Genomic DNA, 23,654 nt, shown 5'->3' with positions numbered 1-23,654 from the left:
ATTTGAGCAAAGAAAACGAGAAAATAAACAATTGCGTAAAAATGTTTATGCGTTTATAGGGAAAGGTATAGTCCTGTGATGAAAAACCACTACAGTTTATAAAAGGCAATGGCCTCATTTAAAAGTTGTTTTACAGTGGTAAGGGGAATATCAGCCAGCGGATCCATTAAGAATATTTTTGCACGGACCCTTTTTTCCTGCAGTAAGGCCGGGTGCTGCATACGATGGCCATCCATAAAGCTGATATAGGGCTGGTGGTTGAACTTTTTATGGGTCCAGAAATAACAAAAAAGCCTGCCATTTATAGTAAAAAATGGCAGGCCGTATTTAATGCTTAATTGTAATTGCGGAATATGTTGCTGAACAATATGTTTTAATGCTAACAAAAAGCTTTTATTAGGCTCGGTTAAATCATTAAAAAAATCGTCAACCTGTTTCACATGCAGTGTGGTTGTGTCAGTAATTATTTAACATCAAAATCAACCACTACACGTGGTGTGGTGGGGTAGCTCTGGCAGGTAAGCACAAAGCCTTTTTCTACATCATCATCTTCCAGGCCCCAGTTCTCATCCATATTCACTTCTCCTTCTCTCACCAGGGCTTTACAGGAGCAGCATACGCCACCGCGACAGCCATAAGGCAGGTCAAGTCCCTTATCCAGGGCGGCATCTAAAATAGTTTCGTCGTAAGGCAGTTCAAAATCAAAACTACGGCCATCCAGTTTAATGGTCACCAGGCTGGCATTGCTGTTTACCGGCGCGACCACTACTTTTTTATCCTCGCCCGATTTGTTGGAAACAGGGGTGGTAAATAATTCTAAATGTATTTTATGGTGATCGATACCCTGGCCTTCCAGGTAGCTTTTAGCACCAAAGGTCAGGCCTTCAGGGCCGCAAAGGAAAATTTCATCCATCCCCGCATAGTTTACCAGGCGGTTCAGCGCTTCCATTTTTTCGGTATCAATACGGCCATTGTGAATGGGGGTGTCCACCGTTTCACGGCTTAGTACATGTATAATACTTAGACGGTTGATGTATTTGTTCTTCAGTGCCTCCAGCTCGTCAAAAAACATGATGGAGTTACGGGTACGGTTACCATATACCAGGGTAAAATGGCTTTCGGGCTCTACCTGTAAGGTTGTTTTAATAATAGAAAGTATGGGGGTAATACCACTGCCCGCACAAATGGCCAGGTATTTCTTTTTTTGACTGTTGCTGAGTTCAGTATAAAATTTACCGGCGGGAGACAGCACTTCCAGTACATCACCCACCTGTAAGTCGTTATTGGCGTATTGTGAGAACAGGCCACCCTCAATTTGTTTAACAGCTACACGCCATTCATTGTCCAGCGGACTGGTGCATAAGGAATAGGTACGGCGCAGCTCCTGCCCGTTAATGGTTTTTTTTATAGTGAGGTTTTGCCCTTGTATAAACTTAAAATCGGTTACTAATTGTTCAGGTACTTCAAAAACAATGGTTACACATTCCGGGGTTTCTTTGCGTAACTCTTTAACTTTTAACGGATGAAAATGAATGGACATTTTTTGTATTCGTAATGTTTACTTTTAAAAAATAGCAGGTAGTTAAGGAGGTATTAATTAGTAATTTAAAATTAGGAATTAATAATTCAATTGCGAACGCTTGCCAGATGCCGATCATTGTTCATGCAGCACAAGTGTGCGACGCAACGAACGATGATAAGGATTACTGCAGCCGGTTACACCTTATTTATTATCGCTGTTACGAAGGCCGTCAATTAACAAACGGATCATATTGTTCTCCAGCTCCTCGGCCGAAATTTTAGCCTTACTGCGATGCCAGCTTTCAATACCACTGATAGCGTGTAACATGATGAGCACGGAGGTGGAAGCATCGATATTGGCAATTTGTTTTTTATTGATGCCGTCCTGGATAATGGCAGCAATACGTTTGCGGTAATTGCGGCGTTGTGCCTGCATATTAGACAGGTAAGGCTCTTCCAGGTGACGCCACTCACGGTCGGCCACATGCACCTCTTCAAAATTCTCAATCATCTGTTTAATATGAAAACGTAAAAGGGTCTCTACTTTTTTGATGGCGTGATCGTGGTTACTATCGATCTCTTCAATATGCGTATGGAAACGGTTGGCAACATCGAAGCAGATGGTTTCCAGTATTTCGTTCTTGGAACGAATATGGTTATACAGGCTGGCAGCTTCAATACCTACAGCTTCGGCAAGGTCACGCATAGACGTGGCAGCAAATCCTTTCTCACGAAACATGGCAGCAGCCTTTAAAAGAATCAGGTCTTTTTTTCCGGCTTTTTTACGTTGAGGCTTATTCATAGGCCAAAGATAAATGAATTTGACAGTTTGAAAATCCTGAATTTTAAGGGCCTGGGCCCGGTTTCAGGGCTTATAATGCCCGGGTTACTATACAAATCATCAAATTTTTTGTAGGTTTGCACGCCGCAATCAAAACAGGTGTTTACAGCCCTTATTACTATTGCTGCACCTTTTGGTATTCTCAAATCAATTTAAGTACATAAACAACAACACATGTCAGTTATTTCTGTAGGCACCATGGCCTTTGATGCTATTGAAACTCCTTTTGGTAAAACCGATCAGATCGTGGGAGGTTCGGCCACTTATGTAGCCTATGCAGCCAGCAATTTTGTAAAACCGGTACAACAGGTATCCATTGTAGGTTTCGACTTTCCGAAAGAGGAGATGGAAGAATTGAAAAGCCGTGGGGTTTTACTGGATGGTGTGGAAGTAATTGAAGATAAAAAATCGTTTTTCTGGAGCGGCCGTTACCACGAGGATATGAACAGCCGTGACACCCTGGTAACCGACCTGAACGTACTGGCCGATTTTAACCCTGTTATCCCTGAATCATACCAGGGAGCGGAGTTTTTAATGCTGGGCAACCTGGTGCCTGCGGTACAGTTAAGCGTGATTAAACAGCTGACTACCCGCCCCAAACTGATTGTAATGGACACCATGAACTTCTGGATGGAAGTGGCTATGCCTGACCTGGAAGAGACCCTGAAACATGTTGACCTGTTAATGGTAAATGATGCCGAAGCCCGCCAGCTGACCGGCCAGTTTTCGCTGGTTAAAGCGGCCAAAAGCATCTTGAAAATGGGGCCTAAGTACCTGATCATTAAAAAAGGTGAGCACGGCGCCCTGTTGTTTAACGAGAATGAAGTGTTTTATGCGCCGGCCCTGCCGCTGGAGGACGTGTTTGACCCTACTGGCGCAGGCGATACTTTTGCCGGTGGTTTTATAGGTCACCTGGCTAAAACAGGCGATATTTCCTTTGAAAACATGAAACGTGCCATCATTGTTGGTTCTGCAATGGCCAGCTTTTGCGTAGAGAAATTTGGTCCTACCCGTTTAAAAGAAGTGACCAAGGCCGATATTGACAGGCGTATCCAGCAGTTCAAGGAACTGATCAATTTTGAAATAGAATTAGTATAGTAGTATAAGCTAAATGTGTAAAGCTGAATGCTTAAGGCCTCTGGAGGTTTTAAGTGTTCAGCTTTTTTATTGGATGATAGTTAATAGTTATTCGTTAATTGTTATTAGTTAATGGTAAGAGAGGGGGAGTACTGTCTCCCACCTTTTTAACATTCCAGCCTTTGTGTTATTGGTTAATGGTTATTCGTTAATTGTAGGAACAAGGAAAATGACACCCTAACATTGAACCTCTTGAACTTTTGAACTTATTGAACTCCTGCCCCCAACCTTAAACCTTAGACCTTAAACTTTAAACTCCCTCCCACTTATTAAAGCTTTATTAAAATCCGTCACTGCCGAACAATTAAATGATAAATGGCGTTATAAACCCTTATAACTATTGTATTTTTGACCTGTATTTGATATTAAGTCTGATACCTTATACTTAAATACTTTACCTGTTATGCTGAAAGTTATACTATACGCCTTACTTGCCTGGTTTTTATATAACCTGATATTTAAATTTATCATACCCATTTATCGTGCTTCCCGCACCATGAAAAAACAGTTTGCGCAGATGCAGCAGCAGTTTCAGCAACAACAGCAAACGCATGAAAGCATGAACCAGGGCCGTTTTACCCAAACCAAACAGGCTCAAAACCCTCCTCCCCAGAAACATTCTGACGATTATATAGAATTTGAGGAGATTAAATAAGGCTATTTAATCCAGATTATATATTTTTGCGGCCGCACAGCGCAGTTGCACTGTAGGACCCTTAGCTCAGACGGTTAGAGCATCTGACTCATAATCAGAGGGTCGCTGGTTCGATCCCAGCAGGGTCCACTACAAAAACGCCCCGGAAAACGGGGCTTTTTTATAACGCTAAATAGTTTAATAGGGGCTGATTTCCTGTCTTTTACATGCATTTGACGCCTGATGGTATAGATTTTAGCATAAAAAGACGGGTTTAACCTTTTATTAACCGCATTGAAAATACATTTGCCCATTACTACACATTTATGAAAAAAATATTCTTAATTGCTCTCAGTGCCTTCTTTTTTACAGCTGTATCGGCACAGGACTCAACTACTGCAAGAGAAGGGGTTTTAAAAAAGGCCGGTAAAGCCAATGATCATTTAATGCTGCAGTTCGGTTATACCGGTTGGTCAGGTATTCCTGATACCATTAGTACCAAAGGTTTCCCCCGTACCTTCAACGCCTATTTTATGCTGGATTTTCCTTTTAAATCAGCAAAAAAATTCAGTGCAGCCATTGGTGCAGGTGTAGCGTATGATAATATGTATTTTGATAAAACTTTTGTGGATATAAAAGGTACAACTGAAAACCTGCGTTTTATTAACCAGGCAGATACCAATAATTTTAAAAAACATAAGGTAGGTACTATTTACCTGGAAGCTCCTATTGAACTGCGTTTTGTAGCGGATCCAGATAACAGTGACCGCAGCTGGAAAGGCGCCATCGGTATTAAAGCCGGATGGTTGGCCAAAGCATTTACCCGCAGCCGTACTTTACAAACAAGGGCCGGAGGCGTTATTAATGACTATACCGTAAAAGAAATGCAGAAACGTTACTTCAATACTACCCGTATTTCGGCAACGGCCCGGGTAGGATGGGGACATTTTTCTTTATTCGGCTCTTTCCAGTTGACCAACCTCTTCAAGGATGGTGTGGCGCCTGAGATCCGACCTTACACTGTTGGTTTGACCTTAAGCGGCTTATAACGTATTAATCACTGTATTATATAGAATGGAAACCCGCATACCATGCGGGTTTTTTTTATACCTGGTATGGTGTGTTCATCGCCGGCATACCTATAATAATTGGCGATGAGGCAGTAAGTTTCACATACGATGAATCGTTTTTTAACTGAAATGACATATAAAAAGGATAAAAGAGGTTGACATTGGTCAATAATTTATTACTTTCATTCTTATACAAATAACACCAGGAAAAGTATGATGACCTGTAATACAAATTGCAGGATCTGCTTTTTTGAAAATGACGACTATGAAAGAAAACAGTTTACCATCCTGCATAATAGTTGATGATAACAAAATAGCCCGGCTGATGCTGCGGCAATTACTGGAAAAATCGGGTTCACTGAATATTGTTGGTGAATACGAGGACGCCATCAGTGCCAAAAAAGGTTTGGAGACCATAACCACCGATATCCTGTTTTTAGATGTGGAGATGCCGGGTATGACAGGATTGGAATTACTTAAATTATTACCGGTAAAGCCCTTAACCATTCTTACCACTGCCAAACAGGGTTATGCTGTGGAAGCGTTTGAAATGAATGTGGTGGATTACCTGGTAAAACCTTTTACCATGGGCCGCTTGCTCCTGGCCGTGGAACGGGCACTGGAGCTGCTGAAAAGCCAGGATACACAATTGGGCCAGGTTTCTACCGATTTTATGTTCATCAAGGAAAGTAAGGTGATACGCAAGCTGAACCTGAATGATATTATGTGGATGGAGGCCAAGGGAGATTATGTGAAAGTGCATGTATTAGGCAAGAACCATATTATTCATTCCAGTTTACGGGCCCTGGAAGACCGGCTGCCGGCACAACAGTTTATCAGGGTGCATCGCAGTTATATTATTGCCTTTAATAAAATAGATTATATAGAGGATATGGTGGTCCATATTCATGATGCCGCCATACCGGTATCAGATAGTTACAGGGAGCAGTTACTGACCAAGCTAAACCTTTTATAAAAGGTTGTACTTTTAATATTCATGAAACGGTTTTTTAAACTTTTCTTTCCTATAGTAATACTGGCGTTGGCACTGATGGTGCTGATATTTATTACCCAGTTGTTTACCAACCAGGCCAACCGTGCTTTACGCTACGGTAATCTGAAAGCGGTGGAGACTTTCCGTATCAATAACCGTATTACAGAGCTGGCCAACCTGGCTTTTGACCTGGAAAAGAAGCTCAGTTCGCATAACCTTACGATTGACAGTGCCCGGTTTAACAAACTGAATGATTCGCTCACCATACTGGGTTATAACAGTAGTGCATTGGCTAAGGCGGCTGCCACACCTGAAACCAAGGTGTTCCTGAACAATATGAACAGTTTTATTGACAGGCAGGTGGAACTTTCCCTTTCTATCCTAACACAAAGCCTGCAGGCTTCCCGGTTAAACAGCAGGCGTTCACTGATAGACTCGCTGCGTAAAATGCAGCTGAGCGATGAAATTTATGTTAACTGCCTGGAAGTACAGAAAAGGCTGGACAGTGAGCTGGAGAATACTTTGCGTGACAATAATGCCCAGGCCAGTAACCTGTCCTTATTTAACAGGCTGCTGGCCATTGCGGCCATTATTGCCATACTGGTAATGACAACCATTATTATTCGACGGCATTCGAAACAGCTGCAGCTTATCAGTGATTTTAAGGCGGCACAAAGGGCGGCATTACGGTCTACAGAAGTGAAGGACCAGTTCCTGGCCAATATGAGCCATGAGTTACGCACCCCTTTAAACGCGTTGATAGGCTTTGGCCGTTTGTTATCGCAAACACCTTTGAATGAAACCCAGAAACAATATGCAAATGTGATCAGTTCGTCCAGTAACAACCTGTTGAATATAGTAAACGATGTACTGGACTTTTCAAAAATAGAGGCCGGCAAACTGCGTATAGAAAAAAGAGTATTCAACATTAAACAGTTGCTGCAGGATGTGGCCCTGATGTTCTCCGCTTCTTTTAAGGAAAAAGGAATTGTATACCAGAGTAACGTGGATGAAAAGATCCCCGAGTTTATAAAAACCGATGCCGAACGTTTAAAACAGATATTGATCAACCTGATAGGCAATGCCTTAAAATTTACAGATAAGGGTACGGTAACCCTGGGCGTATCTGTTGTATGGGATAATGATACGGAGCGGCTAATGAAACTTGGTTTTAGTGTAAGTGATACCGGAAGCGGTATACCGGTGGATAAAACGGAATCTATCTTTAAACGTTTTGAGCAGCTGGAACATGCTACCACGCGCCAGCACGGAGGTACCGGCCTGGGGTTAACCATTGTAAAAAGCCTGGTAAGCCTGCTGGGTGGTAATGTATCGGTTTACAGTGAAATGGGTAAGGGCTCCGTTTTCTCTTTTTCTATCCTGGCAGATAAACTGACGCCGGAGGAACACGAGCACGTAAACCTGAATGAAGGAAACGAATATACTCAAGCACTGGCTGATCTGTCGGGTTATAAACTGCTGGCAGTAGAAGATAATAAGACCAACCAGTTGTTACTGAGCCATATATTAAAGAAATACAAAGCAAATGTGCAATATGCCGAAAATGGTGAACAGGCCCTGCAGGTATTACAACAACAGTCATTTGACCTGGTGTTAATGGATATCCAGATGCCGGTGATGGACGGCTACGTAGCCATAGGTCATGTGCGTAATGATATGTTATTGGACGTGCCGGTAATTGCCATGACCGCCTATGTTTCCGCCGACGAAAAGAACAAATGCCTGCAAAACGGCTTTAACGGCTACCTGGCTAAACCGTTGGAAGAGTATACATTAATAACCGAGATACAGAAATTCCTGGAGCCGGAAAATAAGGACCTGGCTGCCGGAACAACAAATGAGGAGGAAGAGGATTATTTTCTTAACCTGGTAGGCGGGGATATGGAAACCGCCAAAACTTTTATCAATGAAATGCTCACCCAGTGGGAAGTAGATAAGAAGACCATGGAAATGATCTACAAAGAGAAAGAGTTTCATTTATTAAAGCCTGTTTTACACAGCCTGAGATCAACCTTTTCTCCCCTGGGCGCATCTCATCCTATATATAATACTATTTCACAGATAGATAAGCATTTTGCCAGTGGCAATTTAAACGGCGGAGAGCTAAAAACATTTATAAGAACCATTGAAGGGTACAACAAAGACTTAATAAAAACGTATCTTCGTGATTGATTAGTAAAGCTGGCGTATAAACGGCAGTGATTTCAGACTATGAGTAAAAAAGGCACTAAAACATTATTCCCCGATAAGTCCGCAGGAGATTACCCTGCACTTATTCTTTTGTGGGCGGGTGCTTTTGTTATTTTTCTTATCATGATCGCTTTATGGTATAAAGAAGGCGACGATGCTATTTCCCTGAATGTAAAACACCGCAATACGGAAACCCGTAACAACACTGCCGAAGATGGCATATTTGTGGACGAGTTGTTACTGTCTGCGAATGACCTGAGCATTTCGGGGCGAAAGGAGTTGATCAATACATTATTAACCAATAATAATGAATACGATACGGTAAGCTCAAATACTTTTGCGGGCAGGGATAAATTATATAAAAAATTATACGAACAGCAGGTAAAAAATACCAGCCAAAGCCGCAGGGGCGGAGGGGGTATTGATATCCGTCCTGTTCCCTGATAGAGTCATATTCCGACTGAAAAGCCACATCAAAATCTAAACCATTTTAAAAAGAAGATATGACTAAATGCATATGGTCACTTATCTGTCTGTTTGTGTTGGTATCATGTGGAACCCAAAAGCGAATGGCAGCGGCAAAAAGATCTCTGGATACGTATAATCAAAGTAAGGCAGCAGAATTAAGCCGTTTAGACAGTTTAAAACAACTGGTTAACCAGAAAGAGCAAAGAGGCCACCTGGAAGATACATTAAGTGATCAGTCGGAAATATTGATTAAACGTTTACAGGAAACAATTGAAGCAGAAGCAAAAGGGGCTGAGTATATTGCTCAAACCCTTACGGATAAAAAGACTTTCAGAAAAGCGTATAAAAGTGAAATAAGGGCCAGGCTTATTGAGCTGGACACTTTTAATAACCGCTCAGGCAAACGGGAGCAGGTATACCAGATGCTGACCGATGCCATTAATATTACCAGCTATAACCTCTTTAGCCTGGCCGCTTTTTTTGATCCGGGGGTATATCGTGTGGCGCCCGAAAATACGGACAAGGTAGAAAAGCTGTTTAGCCCGGTAATTGATTCCATTGCCAGGTTTTCCAATAAGTACAAAAATATTCCCCATAAAGCCGTCATTGTTTTACTTGGCTATGCCGATGAACAGGCTATTCCGGAGGGAACCGGTTTACACAAAACATTGGTGGAAATATTAAAGGATCCGGCGGCGAGTCAACAACTGTTAAATAAGCAGTTATCGGAGTTCAGGGCTAAGGAGCTGCTTAGAAATCTCAAGTTTTTAATGACCCGTAATGCAGGCCGGTTTACCAATTACAACAATTTAAAGATCGGGTATGTAGCCAACGGTCGGGGTGAGGAATATCCCTTTGCCCATATTACCGATTACCGGCCCGATGATGACCGCCGCCGGATCGTATTGTGTTACTGGCTGATCCTGCCGGATATCAAAGAGAATTAATCACTCAACGTTAAAAAGGTGCAATTAGGCGAAACATATTCATTAACCGGCGAAATATAAAAAAACGGTCCTGTTTCTTTATTTTCTTTGTGTCGGTTTAGAGGGCTTAAAGTCTGGGCTAAGAAACTTTTCTAAGTATCCTGGCCCATTCTTTTTTTATATATCTGCCATCATTACCTCCCTTCCTCAAATTACCTTACAACTTTCAGGCTTTATTAAATAATCCGGGTATTGTTCCCGTGTTTTTGCAGCGTTTTTATATCCTGTTTTTTAACAGAAAGAACGAACGGCACTTTTCAGCGAATAAAAAAGCAAATTGGGCGAAATAAGAAAACAGGGGTTAAAATACTTGCTTTCTTTGTGTCGGTTTAGAGGGCTTAAAGTCTGGGCTAAGAAACTTTTCTAAGTATCATAGCCCATTCTTTTTTATGACAGGCTTGCCTCTGCTCTTAAGCGTATTACAACTATTGTTATAGTTAATGCTGAAGATAACCTGTCATATAAAAGATAATAATTATTCTGAGTGATCCGGCGAACAAAAAAGCCGGTTTATCGAAAATGCAACCTTAGTCAGCTTTAACAGGCGTTACTTTGTTTATGTTTTTAAGGCAGGAGTTGAGAAGGACAAGGAGCTTTTTAACTAATTAAAAGAAAACAATGATTACGACATCAACATTATCCGAACTTGAGTATCACGATAAGGTTGATATACATTTAATCATTCAGCATCAATCGTTCTTTGTAAATGCGGCGGCGGATCTGTTCCAGGAAGAGCCAAAAGCTGTTCAGTTGCTGATCAGTACAGTTGAAAGCTTATTTATCTCCGGTCTGAACTATTATCATACTATCCATACCGGCAAAACGGATGTATTTATCATGGCCAAAAATTTTGGCAGGGTAAAAATATCGCCTAACATGGTGGAGAACATGGAAAATGGTTATTTGCTGATGAAGGGTGGGGGTGCTTTAACGGAAATTTTCGGCAATAAATTAGGGCAGGCCTTAAACTACCTGGTAAAAAGATCAGGTGTAAAAGCGTCCACGGCCTATACCTATACCTGCCTGTATGCAACGGTGGTATTAAAATCGCTGGGCGAGCAGGCAACTGTTTCCGGGATGTCGGCAGGAGTCTTTATTAATTACCTGGCTACTTCAAAACTGGGGGTGAGCCCGCAGGAGATGAGCACCTTACTGGAGGATAATACTGGGGCTGTAATGCCTGAAATAGAAAGAGAGCTGTATATGTCCGGCGAAACCGGTAAAGAGACAAACAGTAATGAGTTCGTAAGAACTGTGTTCTCTTTTGTATTGCTTATTGTATTGGCTATATCACTGTATTTTATATATAAGAACAGAAATTTTGAACCTAAGACCAGTTTACCAAGTAGTATACAGCAGGTAAAACTAATTGGTATTTCAGCTACTTAAGTTCGTTACCCGTTGATTACCCGTTTCTAATTCGTACCGTTCTATAAATATTACACCTATCAATAACGTCTTAATTCTGGTCGTTGCTAACCTGGGCCGTATCTGTACGATACGGCCTTTTTCTTTTACTCCACTTTGTCACGCTATTGTCATGTTCCCGAATGCGTAAATGCATTTCCTAATTGCGATAATTTGCCGGTTATTAATGTGTGACTTTTGCAGCCAGATAAAGTCACTATGAGCAAGTTTACCAGGGAAAATATTGTAAGTAAATGGTTTGTAATAAATTATAATAAACCCAGCCGGTCAAAGGCATTGTTGTTTGCCTTAACCGTTTTTGCGATATCAGGAATCAATGCGCAGGAAGATACTACGGGTAAAAAACTGGAAGAAGTGGTGGTGACGGGGCAGTATAGGCCACAGTCGTTAAAGAATTCGGTATACAACGTAAAAGTGATACCGCAGGAACGTATCCGCTTAAGAAATGCGAATAATGTACAACAAATATTAAGTACAGAACTTGGATTCAGGCTGGTTAATGATAATACATTAGGCACCACTGATGTGCAGATGATGGGCATGTCGGGCAGGAGCATTAAAATATTACTGGACGGGGTTCCCATTGTTGATAGAAATGATGTAAGAGAGAGCCTGGGTCAGATTGATGTAAATACTATTGAAAAAATTGAAATTGTTGAAGGGCCTATGTCTGTATCGTATGGTACAGATGCGCTGGCGGGTGTAATTAATATTATTACTAAAAAAGGAAAAGGGGATAACCTGAGCGTTACTGCAAAGGTACATGAGGAGACTGCGGCTGATGAATATTATCCTTTTAGTTACCAGGGCCTGCACCAGCAAAACCTGGGCGTAAACTGGCAGAAAAAAGCCTGGAATGTCAGCGCTGGTTTAACACATATTGACTTTAATGGTTATGGTGGCGATGATTTCGGACGTGCTAAAAGCTGGAAACCCAAAGAGCAATACCTGGGCCATATAAGATTAGGGTATCGTACAGAAAAACTGAATGTATATTATCGTATAGACGGATTAGATGAAACCATTACCAGCCGTGGGGCAATCAGCCAGGCTTACACAGTTTTTGATCAGCGATACTTCAGCAAACGCTTGATGCATCAGTTACAGGGTGAGTGGTTTGCCAATGACCGCCTGCAGATCAACAGTATTTTATCTTATACGGATTACAGCAGGAGGACCCGGAGCACAAAAAGCGATTTTATAGCTGGTACTACCGTATTGACGACTGAAGACGGTCACCAGGATACCGCCAAATTTAATACAGGCGTTTTCAGAACTACTGTTCAATACAGAATTTCTGATAAAGTGAGCCTGCAACCCGGCATAGATATTAACCGGGATGAAGCCAGCGGGCAAAGAATTTTAGGTAATCCTGTGATTATGGATTATGCTTTCTTTGTTTCTTCCGAAATAAAACCAACAGCTGCTATTAATATAAGACCAGGATTACGGTTCATCAAAAACTCAAAATATGATGCGCCGCCTGTAATTCCTTCATTAAACGGAAGATGGGCTATCACTGATGATTTGAATGTAAGAGTTGGGTATGCTTATGGTTTCCGCTCACCTGCGTTAAGAGAACTATACTTCAATTTTATTGATGCCAACCACAGTATTATCGGGAACCCCAATTTAAAAGCCGAGACTTCCAATAGTATGAACGCCTCATTTAACTGGTCAGCAGTTAAAAAACGTGACTTTACTTATACCGCGGTGTTGGGCGGATTCTATAATCAATTTAAAAACCTGATCGATTATGGGTTTGATGCCAATAACCCCACTGTTACCACATTAATTAATGTGACTGAACATAAAACAACGGGAGTGACCCTGGAAAATACTTTTACCTACCAGCATCTTCGTGCTACATTAGGTGCTTCTTACATCGGACGTTATAATTTATATTCTGATGATCCCACCTACAAACAGGAGAACATGCCCAGTTTTGTATGGACACCGGAGGTGAACAGTAATATCACCTACACCTGGGAAAAGATAAACACACAATTTGCCTTGTTCTATAAATTCACTGGTAAACGTCCGGCCTATCAATTAGCCACTATAAATGGACAGACAAATGCAGTGTTGACAGAGATCGGTGCTTTTCATTTAGCAGATTTTACGGTGAGTAAAAATCTATTTAAACTCTTTACACTGGGAGCAGGAGTTAAAAATATTTTTGACGTTACCACCTTAACCAATACCTCTACAGATTCGGGTGGGGGACATAGTACAGGTGGACCGGTGCCGATGAGCTACGGACGTTCCTATTTTGTTTCACTTGCTTTTCAATGGAATAAGAAATAAACTTTTTAAAAAATAAACTAAAAAAGACCATTATGTTGCGTTTTCAAAAATTGTCAGCTATCCTTTGTTTAGCTGCTTTATTTACAGCATGTAAAAAAGATAAAGATCCTGTTATTGTAATTCCTCCATCCAGTGGGTCACAATTACAATTAAATGGTGGAGCCGGCGGTGCGAGTGCAAAAAATTCGGTTTTTGTTGATTTTAGTGCAGATAAACAAGATTCTGTTGCAAGGGCTAGTTGGGATTTAGGTTTTTATGGTGGCAGTGAGTTTCGTGTAAAAATTAATAATACAACAAGCGCAGCTGTTAAGGTATTAGAAAAAACGGATTTAGGCGCAGTAGTGGCAGCCGATACTGCGGGTTTAACATTGGCCATTAGCCAATCTTCGCCTTCCGCATCACATTACAATAGCATTGATGCTTTAAATGGTTCGTTAACCGGTACTGTAATACCAGAAGTTTCTGCAACCGCATCAAACAATAAAGTAATTATTATTAACAGGGGCACTGGCGGCGGAATAGCTGCACGTGCATGGATCAAGGCTAAAATAACAAGGAATGGAAATGGTTATACTTTACAGTATGGTGAGTTAAATGCTACCACTTTTCAAACTGTGAATATCACAAAAAATTCAGACTATTCGTTTCAGTTAGTATCTTTTGATAATGGTGTGATAGCTACTGGTGAACCAGAAAAAAGCAAATGGGACTTTGTATGGACCTACTCTGTGTATGAAACAAATTTTGGCGGAACAATAGTACCGTACAATTTTTCTGATTTAATATTTATTAATAAGCTTGGTGGCGTTACTGCAGCGCTTGTATTAAACTCAACTGTGAGCTACGATGCTTATTCAGCCAGTAACATAGCTACTACAACTTTTTCCAGTGACTATAATGTAATTGGACATAAGTGGAGAGTAACTTCACCTTCTGCTGAATTTCCAGGTGCACCGGTAGGTGTTTTAACTGACAGGTTTTTTGTTATTAAAGATGCAGCAGGTAATGTGTACAAATTAAAATTCTTAAACTTCCACGCCAGTGATGGTGGAGAAAGAGGAAAGCCAAGAATTGAGTATAAACTGGTTAAATAATCGACACTTTATTGGAAAAACCGCCCTGGAGGCGGTTTTTCCTTTTTGCGTAAATCCCTTTTCCCTTTCCGTAACCCCTTTTACCATAATTGTCATTGCTTTGTCATGGCAGGCAGAGGGCCTCTGGGTTTATACTTCCATAATGCTGAATAGCGGGCAGAACGATGCAGTGAGTGACACAACTAAAGCTAATAGTAGTAATACGGCCCATAACAAAAAACTAAAATGAAAAATAATAAATACCTCTTCTTTATATTGATGATCGTGATGGCTGTTACGGCCTGTAATACGGCTGATAAGCAATCATCCATCAATACGGAAAAAATCGTTTCACTGGACGGGACCTTAACCGAAATTTTATGTGAGCTGGGCTATGAAAAGAATATTGTAGGGGTGGATGTAACCAGCAGCTACCCCGAATCAATGAACAAACTGCCCAAAGCCGGGCATAACCGGAATGTAAATGCCGAAGCGGTGATCGCCATGCAGCCAACCGTGGTAATTGCCCTGGAGCAGGGTATGAAACCCGAAGTGGCCGAACAGTTTAAAACAGCCGGCATACCCGTTGTATTATTACACCGCGAGTATAGCTTACAAGGCACCAGGGACCTGGTAAAAGCCCTGGCGGACACCTTGGGTAAACCGGAAGAAGCGGCAAGAATAACCCAACAGATCGATACCGACCTGGCAGCATTGCCCAAGTATGATACCGTGAACAAGCCCAAAGTATTATTTATTTATGCCCGCGGGGCCGGCACCATGAGTGTTGCGGGTACGGCTACTGCACCCAATACAATGATTAACCTGGCCGGGGGTATTAATGCAGCCGCCGAAGTGGACGGCTTTAAACCTTTTACTGCGGAAGCCGTTGTGCGGGAGAACCCTGATGTGATCCTGTTTTTTGATAGTGGCCTGGAAAGCCTGGGTGGAGCCGAAGGATTGTTAACAGTACCCGGTATTGCGAGTACCAATGCCGGTAAAAATAAAAAGTTCATTACCATGGATGGCCAGTACCTGGCGGGCTTAAGCCCGCGTATGGGAAAAGCGGTGGTTGACCTGGCAGCACTGATTCATGATAAACCGGCAACCGGAACCAAATAAATTTTGTTGTAGTTATTTATTATGCGTCCACCGGTTTTAATTACCATATTAACAGTGCTGTTACTGGTTGCCATTGTTCTGGCATCGGGTATTGGCGCTTTGGGCATACCTCCCGGTAAAGTATTGTCCATTATCCTGCACCAGTTAGGTATGGCAGGCGATGCAAACTTTACACAACAACAGGAGGCCGTGATCATGGCCATACGTTTGCCCAGGGTGTTCTTTGCCATATTAATCGGGGCTACCTTATCGGTATGCGGAGCAGCTATGCAGGGCTTATTCCGTAATCCGCTGGCCGACCCGGGACTGGTAGGCATCAGCAGCGGGGCCGCTATGGCAGCAGTTATTGCCATTGTATTAAGCACAACCTTGTTTGCCGGCTTACAAAGCCAGCTGGGATTATATGCATTGAGCATTTTTACTTTTGGTGGTGCTTTTATAACCGCGATGGCCGTATACCGTTTATCGCAGGCCGGCGGTAAAACCATTGTAAGTACCATGTTACTGGCAGGTATTGCCATTAGTGCCTTAACCAGCTCGGTAACGGGTTTTATTACCTTAAGTGCCAGTGATGCACAATTGCGCACCATCACGTTCTGGACATTGGGTAGCCTGGGTGGCGCTAACTGGACAAATTTATTAGCCATACTGCCTTTCTCGCTACTGTGTATTGTGTGTTTACCACTGATGTCAAAATCATTGAATGCCTTTACATTGGGAGAGACCAGCGCCCTGCATTTAGGCATACGGGTAGAACGATTAAAACTGAAAGTAATACTGTTAACGGCTTTAGGCGTAGGAGCCTGTGTAAGTGTGAGCGGGGTGATAGGATTTGTAGGCTTAGTGATACCACATATTGTAAGAAAGCTGATAGGCCCCGAACATAAAAACCTGTTCATTGCATCGGCTTTACTGGGTGCTTTGTTATTGCTGGTAGCCGACCTTTTATGTCGTACCATCATAGCACCGGTAGAAATACCCATTGGCATTGTGACAGCATTTATCGGCGCACCGTTCTTTTTGTATTTATTATTAAAGGAGCGTAATAAGGCGTTTATGTTAGATAAGTAGGAGGGAAGGGTTCAATAGTTCCAAAGATTCAAATGTTCAACGTTGGGTTATTGTTCTTTCGGTCTTTTATCACTAACAAATAACAAGTAACAAATAACTTTTGCTAAAAGTAAACAACATATCAGTAATCCATAATAAACGGCATTTGTTGCAGGATGTTTCTTTTCATGCAAATGCAGGCGAGTTATTGGTGGTGCTGGGCTCCAACGGGGCAGGCAAGAGCAGTTTGTTGAAATGTATCAGTAAGGAGTGGACACCACAGCAGGGCGATGTGAGCTGGAATAATATTTCGTTATCCAAATGGACAGATAAATCGCTGGCCAAAGTAAGGGCGGTGTTAACGCAGAATTACCAGATAAGTTTGCCCTTTGGTGTAGAGGAGATTGTAATGATGGGACGTTACCCGCATTTTAAAAACAGCCCGAGCGAGCTGGACAGGCATACCGTGCAGCAATGTTTACGTTATACCGGCATTGAGCATTTACAGGGCAGGAACTACCTCACACTGAGCGGCGGTGAGCAGCAAAGGGTGCAGATAGCCCGTATACTGGCACAGTTGTGGGATGGAGATGCCAATAATAAACTGATGTTACTGGACGAGCCCGTGAGTGCATTAGACATACAGTACCAGCACAGTGTAATGCAACTGGCCAAGAAGCTGACCTTGCGGGGCTTTACCGTGGTGGCGGTATTACATGACCTGAACCTGGCTTTACAATATGCCGATAAAGTGCTGATGTTAAAACAGGGGAAACAAATTGCATTTGGCGACCTGAGTGTGTTGAACGAACATCATATCAGGGAAGTGTACGAGGTGGATACGGAAATTATCCAGCATCCCGATTCCAGGCGCAAACTGGTGGTGGTAAAAATGTAGACGCTTAAAATATAAAAAGTCAAAATTGAAAATATGGAAACAACTTTAAGTTCCTTAAAGGAGAAATACGAAGCAGCCAGGGTAGAGAACCCCAAGGCCCGTATCAGGGATATTGCCCGCCTGTTAGGCAGCAGCGAAGCACAGTTGCTGGCCACCGGCATTGGTGAAACTGTTACGTTGCTGGAAGGCGATTTCCGCGAGTTTTTAAAAGAAGTAAATACCATGGGGCGTGTAATGGCGCTTACCCGCAATGATGATTGTGTACACGAACGTAAAGGGGTGTACAACAATGTATCTTTTGATAGCCCGCATGTTGGCCTGGTATTAGACCCGGATATTGACCTGCGTTTATTTATGATGGGTTGGAAGTATGGCTTTGCGGTGAATGAGAACGACCGTTTCAGTTTCCAGTTTTTTGATAAAAGCGGTGAGGCGGTACATAAAATTTATTTAACTGACGACAGCAATAAAGAAGCTTACGAAGCTTTAAAAGCAAAATATACAGCTGCTGACCAGCAACTGGAAATTACCACGGAAGCTTATCCTCCCACACCTGCCGAAAAACCTGACAGTGAAATTGATGTGGCCGGTTTCCAGGAAGGCTGGAGGAATATTACCGACACGCACCAGTTTTTTGGTATACTGAAAAAATTTGGTGTAAGCCGTACACAGGGTTTACGCCTGGCGCCCGAAGGCTTTGTACAGGAAGTAAGTAACGAAGCGGTAGAAACGGTGTTACAGAAAGCATCGGAGACAAAAGCGCCGATCATGATATTTGTAGGCAACCGTGGTTGTATCCAGATTCACACCGGTGAAGTGAACAGGCTGGTAAGAACAGGCCCATGGTTCAATGTGTTAGATCCTGATCTGAATGTACACTTACGTACCGAAGCAATTGCTAAGACCTACGTGGTTAAAAAGCCGAGCGAAGCCGGTATTGTTACCGCTCTGGAAGTATTTGATAAAAACGGTGAATTAATTATTCAGTTATTTGGTAAGCGTAAACCCGGTATTCCTGAACTGGAAAGCTGGAGAGAAGTAGTGAAAACAGTAGCTGATTTTTAATTAGCTGATGTATAAAATAAAAAGGGAGTGTTTTGATTAACACTCCCTTTTTATTGTCCTTTTTTGTTTTATTTATACTCCATGGCCAGTTTAACTGCCGCAGCGGCATTCACTACTTTACCACTCTCGCATAATTCACTTAAACTTATTTTTTCGGTTTTACTACCAGGCTTGTTTACTTTCTCCGGTATGGATTGCCCGGACTTTTTAAGAATATCGGCTATTTCAGCGGCTGTAAGTTTTGGGAAATAGGAACGCAGTAAGGCCGCTACACCGGCTACCACCGGGCTGGCCAGGCTGGTGCCATCAGCTGTTTGGGTGCCATCGCCGGCAATAGCACAATGGATGTATACGCCGGGAGCAAAGAGGTCAACTGTTTTTTTTCCATAATTGCTGAAATCAGCTACCCAGTTGCCCGTGCTGGGATCGGCACTGGCCCCTACATTTAAAAAATTAGGGAACCGGGTATTATTAATGGCAAAAGCGCTTGGGTAATTCATATCATTATCCGTATTGGTGGTATCATTACCGGAGCCATGTACCAACAGCACATCCTTTGACAAGGCATAGGCAATGGCTTCATCTGTCCAGCGTTTATCCGGGGAAATATATTTGCCAAAGCTCATATTGATCACTTTGGCGCCATGATCAACTGCGTAGCGTATGGATAACGCCACATCTTTGTCAAACTCATCCTTGCCCAATATACCCCGTATCATCATGATCTGTACATTATCGGCAATGCCATCAATGCCTTTACCATTATTACGTACAGCCCCGATAACACTGCTTACACTGGTACCATGGTAACCGCTATGGGTAGTAAGATTATGATTGCCATAATGTGTTTTGGTTATATCGTAACCATTGTCATTTAATAAGCTATCACGAAAAGGAGTGGGTGGTACTGTTTTCTTGTTCAGGTCGTCTTCCGTTTCCTGTTTAAACTGCCCGTAGTCTTTTATAAAAGCGGCATTGGAGAAATCCTGGTTATTAAAAATATTGCGCCAAAGGGCTATAAGCTGTTGATTGTTCTTGTCTATTTTAAGGCTATCAAGGTCGGTCCGGTTAAAAATATCTTTCTTCAGCAGCCATTTTAATTCGTCATTGGTTTTACTGATAATATCCCAGTTGGCCCTGATAATATCAATATTCTTTGCCGCTTCTTTATAAGCGTCCTCTATTTTTTTAGTGGCCCGTTGCCATTCGCTGAACTGCCATTGCAGGCTATCGGGGATATTCTTTTTTGTTTTGTTCTCAAATTGTTGTTTAAAGCGGTGATAGGTGCGGTAAATATCGCTTACACTAACGGCCAGGTTTTCGCCATTGGCAGCGCCCAGGTAATTCCAGCCATAATAGTCGTCTACAAGGCCATTGCCATCATCATCAATACCATTATTCGGTATTTCTTTAGGATTCTTCCATAATACGGGTAACAGGTCGGGCTGCAGGGTATCAATGCCGCTGTCAATTACCGCAACAATTACCGGTTCGCTTTTTTTACCTTTTAATAATTCATAAGCCTGGTTCAGGCTAATGCCCATATAGCCATCTTTTTTATAATCCAGGTAATGCCAGTCCTTTATTTGGGGTTTTACCGTTTGGGCAGTGCTAAAAAGAGGAGCGAATAAAAAAAGTCCGAGCCAGTATTTCAACATAGTTATCATGTTTGCTACAGGTATAAAAATAGGGAATAGCGGTTATTGTATAATAGTGCGGAACGTTAAATTAATACGTGCAGTACCTATGCGGGTACTGGGCGGTAAGCGGTGCAGCCAGTGGGTTTGGGTGCGGCCCTTCATTACCAGCAGGCTGCCATGTTCCAGTAATACGGAAACGGTTTCACCGCTTTGTTTGTGTTTAAATGCAAATTTTCTTTCGGCGCCAAAACTTAAAGAGCCGATGGCGCCATCCTTCTTCAGATCCTTTTCCCCATCGCTATGCCAGGCCATGCCTTCACTTCCGTTATGGTACAGGTTCAATAAACAGGAATTGTATTGTTCGCCGGAATGCTGTTCGGCGGCCTGTTTCAGCGCCAATAAAGTATCAGTCCAGGGTAATGCCTGTTTGGTTATTTTGGAGTAGGTATAGGAAAAAGGTTTATCGCCATACCAGGCTACCTTACGTTTGGTGATAATTTTTTTACCGAAGATAATGGCTTCATCGGGCTGCCAGTCAATGCCTGTTAAAAGAGCATTATAATAAGCCTGTGCTGCCGCTGCGTCAAAAATTTTACCGTAATAATTTACAATGCCATCATGTGGTAAAAGGTTAAGCCCGGCATCATATTCAGCTGGAAAAAGTGTCATTGGCTTTATTGAAAATCAGTTTATGGATTAAGTATAAAATAACGATATAAGGCTTGTAAGCTTTCTTTTAACAACCCGTTCATACCATCGGTATCTTCCAGCTTGCAGCCATTGGTAATGACCACAAATCCATATTTCTTTTTGGGGTTAAAAAACATGGCACTGTACAAACCATAGGCAGAACCGGTATGCCCGGTAAGTGTTACACCCGGTACTACTTTACTGGTATTTACCTCTAAAGCCAACCCGTAACTGTTATCGGCTGCAAAGGGTGTTTGCATTTGCCCGGAACTTTTTTTACTGATGATACGTTGTTTACCCAGCTTGCCCCTGTTCATATGCATCATCATATACCGGGCCAGGTCATGTGCAGAGATCTTTACCCCGCCTGTGGGTGAAAATACAGGCGTACTGTAGCCCATAATATATTTAGCCAGCTCTTCCCGGCGGGGATGATAAGCGTTTTCAGCTGCCACAAAAATATTACTGTCCTTATTGTATTCGTATAAGGTGGCAAAGCGGCGGTTGTCCAGCGAATCATTACAATAACCGCCGTATAACCCTAGGGGGTTAAAAATATGTTGTACAATATAATTGTCAAATCTTTGGCCCGAAACTCTTTCAATGATGGTGCCGGCCAGGTTAAAGTTGAGGTTACAATATTGATAGGTACTGCCCGGTTCATAATCATTAAAGCTTTTTGCCCATTCAGGATTTTTATCCGCCTGTAAAATATCGAGTGTAAAATATCCTTGTTTATCGTTCAGGCTGCTGCGGTGGGCCAGTAACATTTTAAGGGTGATCACCTTATCCGGGAATTTGGGATTGCGTACAGTAAAGCCTAACAGTTCACTGATATCCTGCTGTAAGGAAAGTTTGCCGGCTTCCACCAGTTGCATGATACCGGTAGCCGTGAATGATTTGGAGATAGAGGCAATACGGAAAATGTGATCAGTGGTCAACGGTGTTTTGTTTTGCAGGTTGCTATAGCCGAACGAATGGTTATAGACCAGTTTATTATTTTTGACAACAGCAACCGATATACCTACCGCCTGGAACCGTTGCATGATGCTGTCGATGGATTTTTCTACCGGGTGCTGCGCAGATAATGATTTACTGTTCGTAAATACAATTGTAACCAGCAGCAATAGTGTATACCATACTTTCATTATAAGCTTATTTGGATTGTTAAATTTACCTACTTTATCTACATCCCGCCATCACAGGGGTTACTTTTGATGAAATAAAGTATTCATATAGGAACATTAACCTTTATTATGCTAAAGAAAATTATCCGTATTACGTTAAAGACCCTGGGCATCATCATCGGCATATTAGCATTATATGCATTGGCCGCCTGGCTGATCCCCTATATTCCGGTTAATAAAAAAGCAAGGCTGGAAGGGCCGGACGAAGTAACTATTTATATTAAAAGCAACGGGGTACATACGGATATTGTGGTGCCGGTTAAAACAGCTCAATTTGACTGGACAAAGTACATTAAATATGAGCATACGGATGATAAAGACAGCACCATGGCTTATGTAGGCATTGGCTGGGGTGATAAAGGGTTTTACCTGCAAACGCCCCAGTGGTCTGATTTAAAATTCAGTACGGCTTTTAAAGCCATGTTTTATTTAAGCACTTCGGCCTTACATGCCACTTTTTACCCGCAGATAAATGAAGGTGAAAATTGTAAAGCTATACAGATAAGTTACCAGCAATATGAAGCCCTGAATAAATTTTTAGTGAACAGTTTTGACCTGGATGCCGGTGGCAATACCGTTCATATACCCAGTGTAAATGATGGCTATGGCAGCACCGATGCTTTTTACGAAGCTAAAGGACGTTATAGTTTGTTTTACAGTTGTAATACCTGGGCCAATAATGCTTTAAAGGCTGCAGAACAGAAAGCCTGTTTATGGACAGTGACGGATAAGGGGATTTTTTATCAGTATAAATAACTGCAACTCATTTTTTGAACATAAAATAAACGGCCGCTACCAGTAATACAAAAGCAATGATATGGTTTACCCGGAAAGTCTCTGTTTTAAAGAAGAGCAGGGTAAACACGGCAAATACCACCAGGGTAATAACTTCCTGTATCACTTTTAGTTGTAAGAGGGAAAACGGCCCCCCGTTACCATTATAGCCCATCTTATTGGCCGGCACCTGGAAGATATACTCAAAAAGGGCAATTCCCCAGCTAATGAGGATAATGGCAAACAGTCCCAGTTTGCTGAACCATTTCCATTCGGCAAATTTTAAGTGGCCATACCAGGCCAGGGTCATAAAAGTGTTGGAAAGAATTAATAATGCGATGGTGTAAAAGCCTTTCATACGTGTATAATTGTAATACAATATTACTGCATCGGCATTTGTTATTACAAAAATATTCTATAATCCTTCTTACTGTTTTTACCAGGGTTCCTTGTGTGTGCGGCTGGCTAAATGTTGGCAGTGATGAGTCTAAAATAATAAAGGATAAAAATATCCTTTATTATTTTGTTGTGTATCTTTGTATGGTAAAAGCAGGGATT

At 42.0% G+C, this 23,654-nt stretch carries 22 protein-coding genes and 1 tRNA gene; 16 read left to right on the top strand and 7 right to left on the bottom strand.

Annotation, left to right across the window (positions count from 1 at the left end):
* Positions 1 to 89 precede the first annotated feature (89 nt).
* The 3 genes from ACFS6H_RS01845 to ACFS6H_RS01835 all read right to left on the bottom strand — a co-directional run bounded on the left by ACFS6H_RS01845 (position 90) and on the right by ACFS6H_RS01835 (position 2,323).
* Positions 90 to 440, bottom strand: coding sequence for a DUF1801 domain-containing protein (locus tag ACFS6H_RS01845; protein ID WP_386094545.1), 351 nt, complete (start codon positions 438 to 440; stop codon positions 90 to 92).
* A gap of 23 nt (positions 441 to 463) precedes the next feature.
* Entirely contained in the window at positions 464 to 1,540 is a 1,077-nt protein-coding gene (gene paaE / locus ACFS6H_RS01840; protein ID WP_386094542.1) for a 1,2-phenylacetyl-CoA epoxidase subunit PaaE, read from the bottom strand.
* A gap of 183 nt (positions 1,541 to 1,723) precedes the next feature.
* Positions 1,724 to 2,323: a TetR/AcrR family transcriptional regulator gene (locus tag ACFS6H_RS01835; protein ID WP_386094539.1), complete on the bottom strand. Its 600-nt coding sequence runs from the start codon at positions 2,321 to 2,323 to the stop codon at positions 1,724 to 1,726.
* A 213-nt stretch (positions 2,324 to 2,536) separates the two neighbouring features.
* On the opposite strand from ACFS6H_RS01835, the gene ACFS6H_RS01830 reads away from it, so the two are divergent.
* The 15 genes from ACFS6H_RS01830 (at position 2,537) to ACFS6H_RS01760 (ending at position 18,805) form a co-directional block, all read left to right on the top strand.
* Entirely contained in the window at positions 2,537 to 3,460 is a 924-nt protein-coding gene (locus ACFS6H_RS01830) for a PfkB family carbohydrate kinase (RefSeq protein ID WP_386094536.1), read from the top strand.
* Between the two features lie 442 nt (positions 3,461 to 3,902).
* On the top strand, positions 3,903 to 4,154 hold the full coding sequence (locus ACFS6H_RS01825; RefSeq protein ID WP_386094533.1) for a DUF4834 family protein: 252 nt from the start codon (positions 3,903 to 3,905) through the stop codon (positions 4,152 to 4,154).
* A gap of 55 nt (positions 4,155 to 4,209) precedes the next feature.
* Positions 4,210 to 4,283: transfer RNA gene (locus tag ACFS6H_RS01820), tRNA-Ile, on the top strand.
* A gap of 176 nt (positions 4,284 to 4,459) precedes the next feature.
* Positions 4,460 to 5,182 carry an outer membrane beta-barrel protein gene (locus tag ACFS6H_RS01815; RefSeq protein WP_386094530.1) on the top strand — a complete coding sequence of 241 codons (723 nt, stop codon included), beginning with the start codon at positions 4,460 to 4,462 and terminating at the stop codon, positions 5,180 to 5,182.
* 286 nt (positions 5,183 to 5,468) lie between these two features.
* Positions 5,469 to 6,179 carry a LytR/AlgR family response regulator transcription factor gene (locus ACFS6H_RS01810; protein ID WP_386094527.1) on the top strand — a complete coding sequence of 237 codons (711 nt, stop codon included), beginning with the start codon at positions 5,469 to 5,471 and terminating at the stop codon, positions 6,177 to 6,179.
* A gap of 21 nt (positions 6,180 to 6,200) precedes the next feature.
* Positions 6,201 to 8,390 carry an ATP-binding protein gene (locus ACFS6H_RS01805; protein WP_386094524.1) on the top strand — a complete coding sequence of 730 codons (2,190 nt, stop codon included), beginning with the start codon at positions 6,201 to 6,203 and terminating at the stop codon, positions 8,388 to 8,390.
* A gap of 39 nt (positions 8,391 to 8,429) precedes the next feature.
* A complete protein-coding gene (locus tag ACFS6H_RS01800) occupies positions 8,430 to 8,852 on the top strand; it encodes a hypothetical protein (protein WP_386094521.1) in 423 nt (140 codons plus the stop codon).
* A gap of 125 nt (positions 8,853 to 8,977) precedes the next feature.
* Positions 8,978 to 9,823 (top strand): hypothetical protein, encoded by an 846-nt coding sequence (locus ACFS6H_RS01795; protein ID WP_386094519.1) that lies wholly within the window; start codon positions 8,978 to 8,980, stop codon positions 9,821 to 9,823.
* Positions 9,824 to 10,480: 657 nt separating this feature from the next.
* The gene (locus ACFS6H_RS01790) at positions 10,481 to 11,251 is read left to right on the top strand and encodes a hypothetical protein (RefSeq protein ID WP_386094516.1); all 771 of its coding nucleotides are present in this window, start codon (positions 10,481 to 10,483) and stop codon (positions 11,249 to 11,251) included.
* A 237-nt stretch (positions 11,252 to 11,488) separates the two neighbouring features.
* Positions 11,489 to 13,597 (top strand): TonB-dependent receptor plug domain-containing protein, encoded by a 2,109-nt coding sequence (locus ACFS6H_RS01785; RefSeq protein WP_386094513.1) that lies wholly within the window; start codon positions 11,489 to 11,491, stop codon positions 13,595 to 13,597.
* 32 nt (positions 13,598 to 13,629) lie between these two features.
* A complete protein-coding gene (locus tag ACFS6H_RS01780) occupies positions 13,630 to 14,691 on the top strand; it encodes an HmuY family protein (protein WP_386094510.1) in 1,062 nt (353 codons plus the stop codon).
* A 225-nt stretch (positions 14,692 to 14,916) separates the two neighbouring features.
* The gene (locus tag ACFS6H_RS01775) at positions 14,917 to 15,792 is read left to right on the top strand and encodes a heme/hemin ABC transporter substrate-binding protein (protein ID WP_386094508.1); all 876 of its coding nucleotides are present in this window, start codon (positions 14,917 to 14,919) and stop codon (positions 15,790 to 15,792) included.
* A gap of 21 nt (positions 15,793 to 15,813) precedes the next feature.
* A complete protein-coding gene (locus ACFS6H_RS01770) occupies positions 15,814 to 16,863 on the top strand; it encodes a FecCD family ABC transporter permease (protein WP_386094506.1) in 1,050 nt (349 codons plus the stop codon).
* 100 nt (positions 16,864 to 16,963) lie between these two features.
* Positions 16,964 to 17,740, top strand: coding sequence for a heme ABC transporter ATP-binding protein (locus tag ACFS6H_RS01765; protein WP_386094503.1), 777 nt, complete (start codon positions 16,964 to 16,966; stop codon positions 17,738 to 17,740).
* 33 nt (positions 17,741 to 17,773) lie between these two features.
* Positions 17,774 to 18,805, top strand: a complete 1,032-nt coding sequence (locus ACFS6H_RS01760) for a hemin-degrading factor (protein WP_386094500.1) — start codon at positions 17,774 to 17,776, stop codon at positions 18,803 to 18,805.
* Positions 18,806 to 18,873: 68 nt separating this feature from the next.
* Here ACFS6H_RS01760 and ACFS6H_RS01755 read toward each other — a convergent pair whose 3' ends face one another.
* Genes ACFS6H_RS01755 through ACFS6H_RS01745 form a run of 3 tightly spaced genes read right to left on the bottom strand, consistent with a single transcriptional unit; the run spans position 18,874 to position 22,283 of the window.
* Positions 18,874 to 20,463 carry a S8 family serine peptidase gene (locus ACFS6H_RS01755; RefSeq protein WP_386094497.1) on the bottom strand — a complete coding sequence of 530 codons (1,590 nt, stop codon included), beginning with the start codon at positions 20,461 to 20,463 and terminating at the stop codon, positions 18,874 to 18,876.
* 42 nt (positions 20,464 to 20,505) lie between these two features.
* The gene (locus ACFS6H_RS01750) at positions 20,506 to 21,114 is read right to left on the bottom strand and encodes an alpha-ketoglutarate-dependent dioxygenase AlkB family protein (RefSeq protein ID WP_386094494.1); all 609 of its coding nucleotides are present in this window, start codon (positions 21,112 to 21,114) and stop codon (positions 20,506 to 20,508) included.
* 20 nt (positions 21,115 to 21,134) lie between these two features.
* A complete protein-coding gene (locus ACFS6H_RS01745) occupies positions 21,135 to 22,283 on the bottom strand; it encodes a serine hydrolase domain-containing protein (RefSeq protein ID WP_386094491.1) in 1,149 nt (382 codons plus the stop codon).
* Positions 22,284 to 22,391: 108 nt separating this feature from the next.
* On the opposite strand from ACFS6H_RS01745, the gene ACFS6H_RS01740 reads away from it, so the two are divergent.
* On the top strand, positions 22,392 to 23,078 hold the full coding sequence (locus tag ACFS6H_RS01740) for a TIGR02117 family protein (protein ID WP_386094488.1): 687 nt from the start codon (positions 22,392 to 22,394) through the stop codon (positions 23,076 to 23,078).
* 7 nt (positions 23,079 to 23,085) lie between these two features.
* On the opposite strand, the gene ACFS6H_RS01735 is transcribed toward ACFS6H_RS01740, so the two are convergent.
* Complete coding sequence (locus ACFS6H_RS01735) at positions 23,086 to 23,454, bottom strand: DMT family protein (protein WP_386094485.1); 369 nt, start codon at positions 23,452 to 23,454, stop codon at positions 23,086 to 23,088.
* Positions 23,455 to 23,654: the final 200 nt, after the last annotated feature.

The sequence above is a fragment of the Terrimonas rubra genome (genome assembly GCF_042686025.1).
GTDB classification, from domain to species: domain Bacteria; phylum Bacteroidota; class Bacteroidia; order Chitinophagales; family Chitinophagaceae; genus Terrimonas; species Terrimonas rubra.
This window is presented reverse-complemented; position numbering and strand designations above follow the sequence as displayed.

What these genes read in the sequence shown, in the direction of transcription:
- paaE (WP_386094542.1), bottom strand. Translation starts at nt 1,540, where the DNA reads ATGTCCATTCATTTTCATCCGTTAAAAGTTAAAGAGTTACGCAAAGAA.
- ACFS6H_RS01835 (WP_386094539.1), bottom strand. Translation starts at nt 2,323, where the DNA reads ATGAATAAGCCTCAACGTAAAAAAGCCGGAAAAAAAGACCTGATTCTT.
- ACFS6H_RS01830 (WP_386094536.1), top strand. Translation starts at nt 2,537, where the DNA reads ATGTCAGTTATTTCTGTAGGCACCATGGCCTTTGATGCTATTGAAACT.
- ACFS6H_RS01825 (WP_386094533.1), top strand. Translation starts at nt 3,903, where the DNA reads ATGCTGAAAGTTATACTATACGCCTTACTTGCCTGGTTTTTATATAAC.
- ACFS6H_RS01815 (WP_386094530.1), top strand. Translation starts at nt 4,460, where the DNA reads ATGAAAAAAATATTCTTAATTGCTCTCAGTGCCTTCTTTTTTACAGCT.
- ACFS6H_RS01810 (WP_386094527.1), top strand. Translation starts at nt 5,469, where the DNA reads ATGAAAGAAAACAGTTTACCATCCTGCATAATAGTTGATGATAACAAA.
- ACFS6H_RS01805 (WP_386094524.1), top strand. Translation starts at nt 6,201, where the DNA reads ATGAAACGGTTTTTTAAACTTTTCTTTCCTATAGTAATACTGGCGTTG.
- ACFS6H_RS01800 (WP_386094521.1), top strand. Translation starts at nt 8,430, where the DNA reads ATGAGTAAAAAAGGCACTAAAACATTATTCCCCGATAAGTCCGCAGGA.
- ACFS6H_RS01795 (WP_386094519.1), top strand. Translation starts at nt 8,978, where the DNA reads ATGGCAGCGGCAAAAAGATCTCTGGATACGTATAATCAAAGTAAGGCA.
- ACFS6H_RS01790 (WP_386094516.1), top strand. Translation starts at nt 10,481, where the DNA reads ATGATTACGACATCAACATTATCCGAACTTGAGTATCACGATAAGGTT.
- ACFS6H_RS01785 (WP_386094513.1), top strand. Translation starts at nt 11,489, where the DNA reads ATGAGCAAGTTTACCAGGGAAAATATTGTAAGTAAATGGTTTGTAATA.
- ACFS6H_RS01780 (WP_386094510.1), top strand. Translation starts at nt 13,630, where the DNA reads ATGTTGCGTTTTCAAAAATTGTCAGCTATCCTTTGTTTAGCTGCTTTA.
- ACFS6H_RS01775 (WP_386094508.1), top strand. Translation starts at nt 14,917, where the DNA reads ATGAAAAATAATAAATACCTCTTCTTTATATTGATGATCGTGATGGCT.
- ACFS6H_RS01770 (WP_386094506.1), top strand. Translation starts at nt 15,814, where the DNA reads ATGCGTCCACCGGTTTTAATTACCATATTAACAGTGCTGTTACTGGTT.
- ACFS6H_RS01760 (WP_386094500.1), top strand. Translation starts at nt 17,774, where the DNA reads ATGGAAACAACTTTAAGTTCCTTAAAGGAGAAATACGAAGCAGCCAGG.
- ACFS6H_RS01755 (WP_386094497.1), bottom strand. Translation starts at nt 20,463, where the DNA reads ATGTTGAAATACTGGCTCGGACTTTTTTTATTCGCTCCTCTTTTTAGC.
- ACFS6H_RS01750 (WP_386094494.1), bottom strand. Translation starts at nt 21,114, where the DNA reads ATGACACTTTTTCCAGCTGAATATGATGCCGGGCTTAACCTTTTACCA.
- ACFS6H_RS01745 (WP_386094491.1), bottom strand. Translation starts at nt 22,283, where the DNA reads ATGAAAGTATGGTATACACTATTGCTGCTGGTTACAATTGTATTTACG.
- ACFS6H_RS01740 (WP_386094488.1), top strand. Translation starts at nt 22,392, where the DNA reads ATGCTAAAGAAAATTATCCGTATTACGTTAAAGACCCTGGGCATCATC.
- ACFS6H_RS01735 (WP_386094485.1), bottom strand. Translation starts at nt 23,454, where the DNA reads ATGAAAGGCTTTTACACCATCGCATTATTAATTCTTTCCAACACTTTT.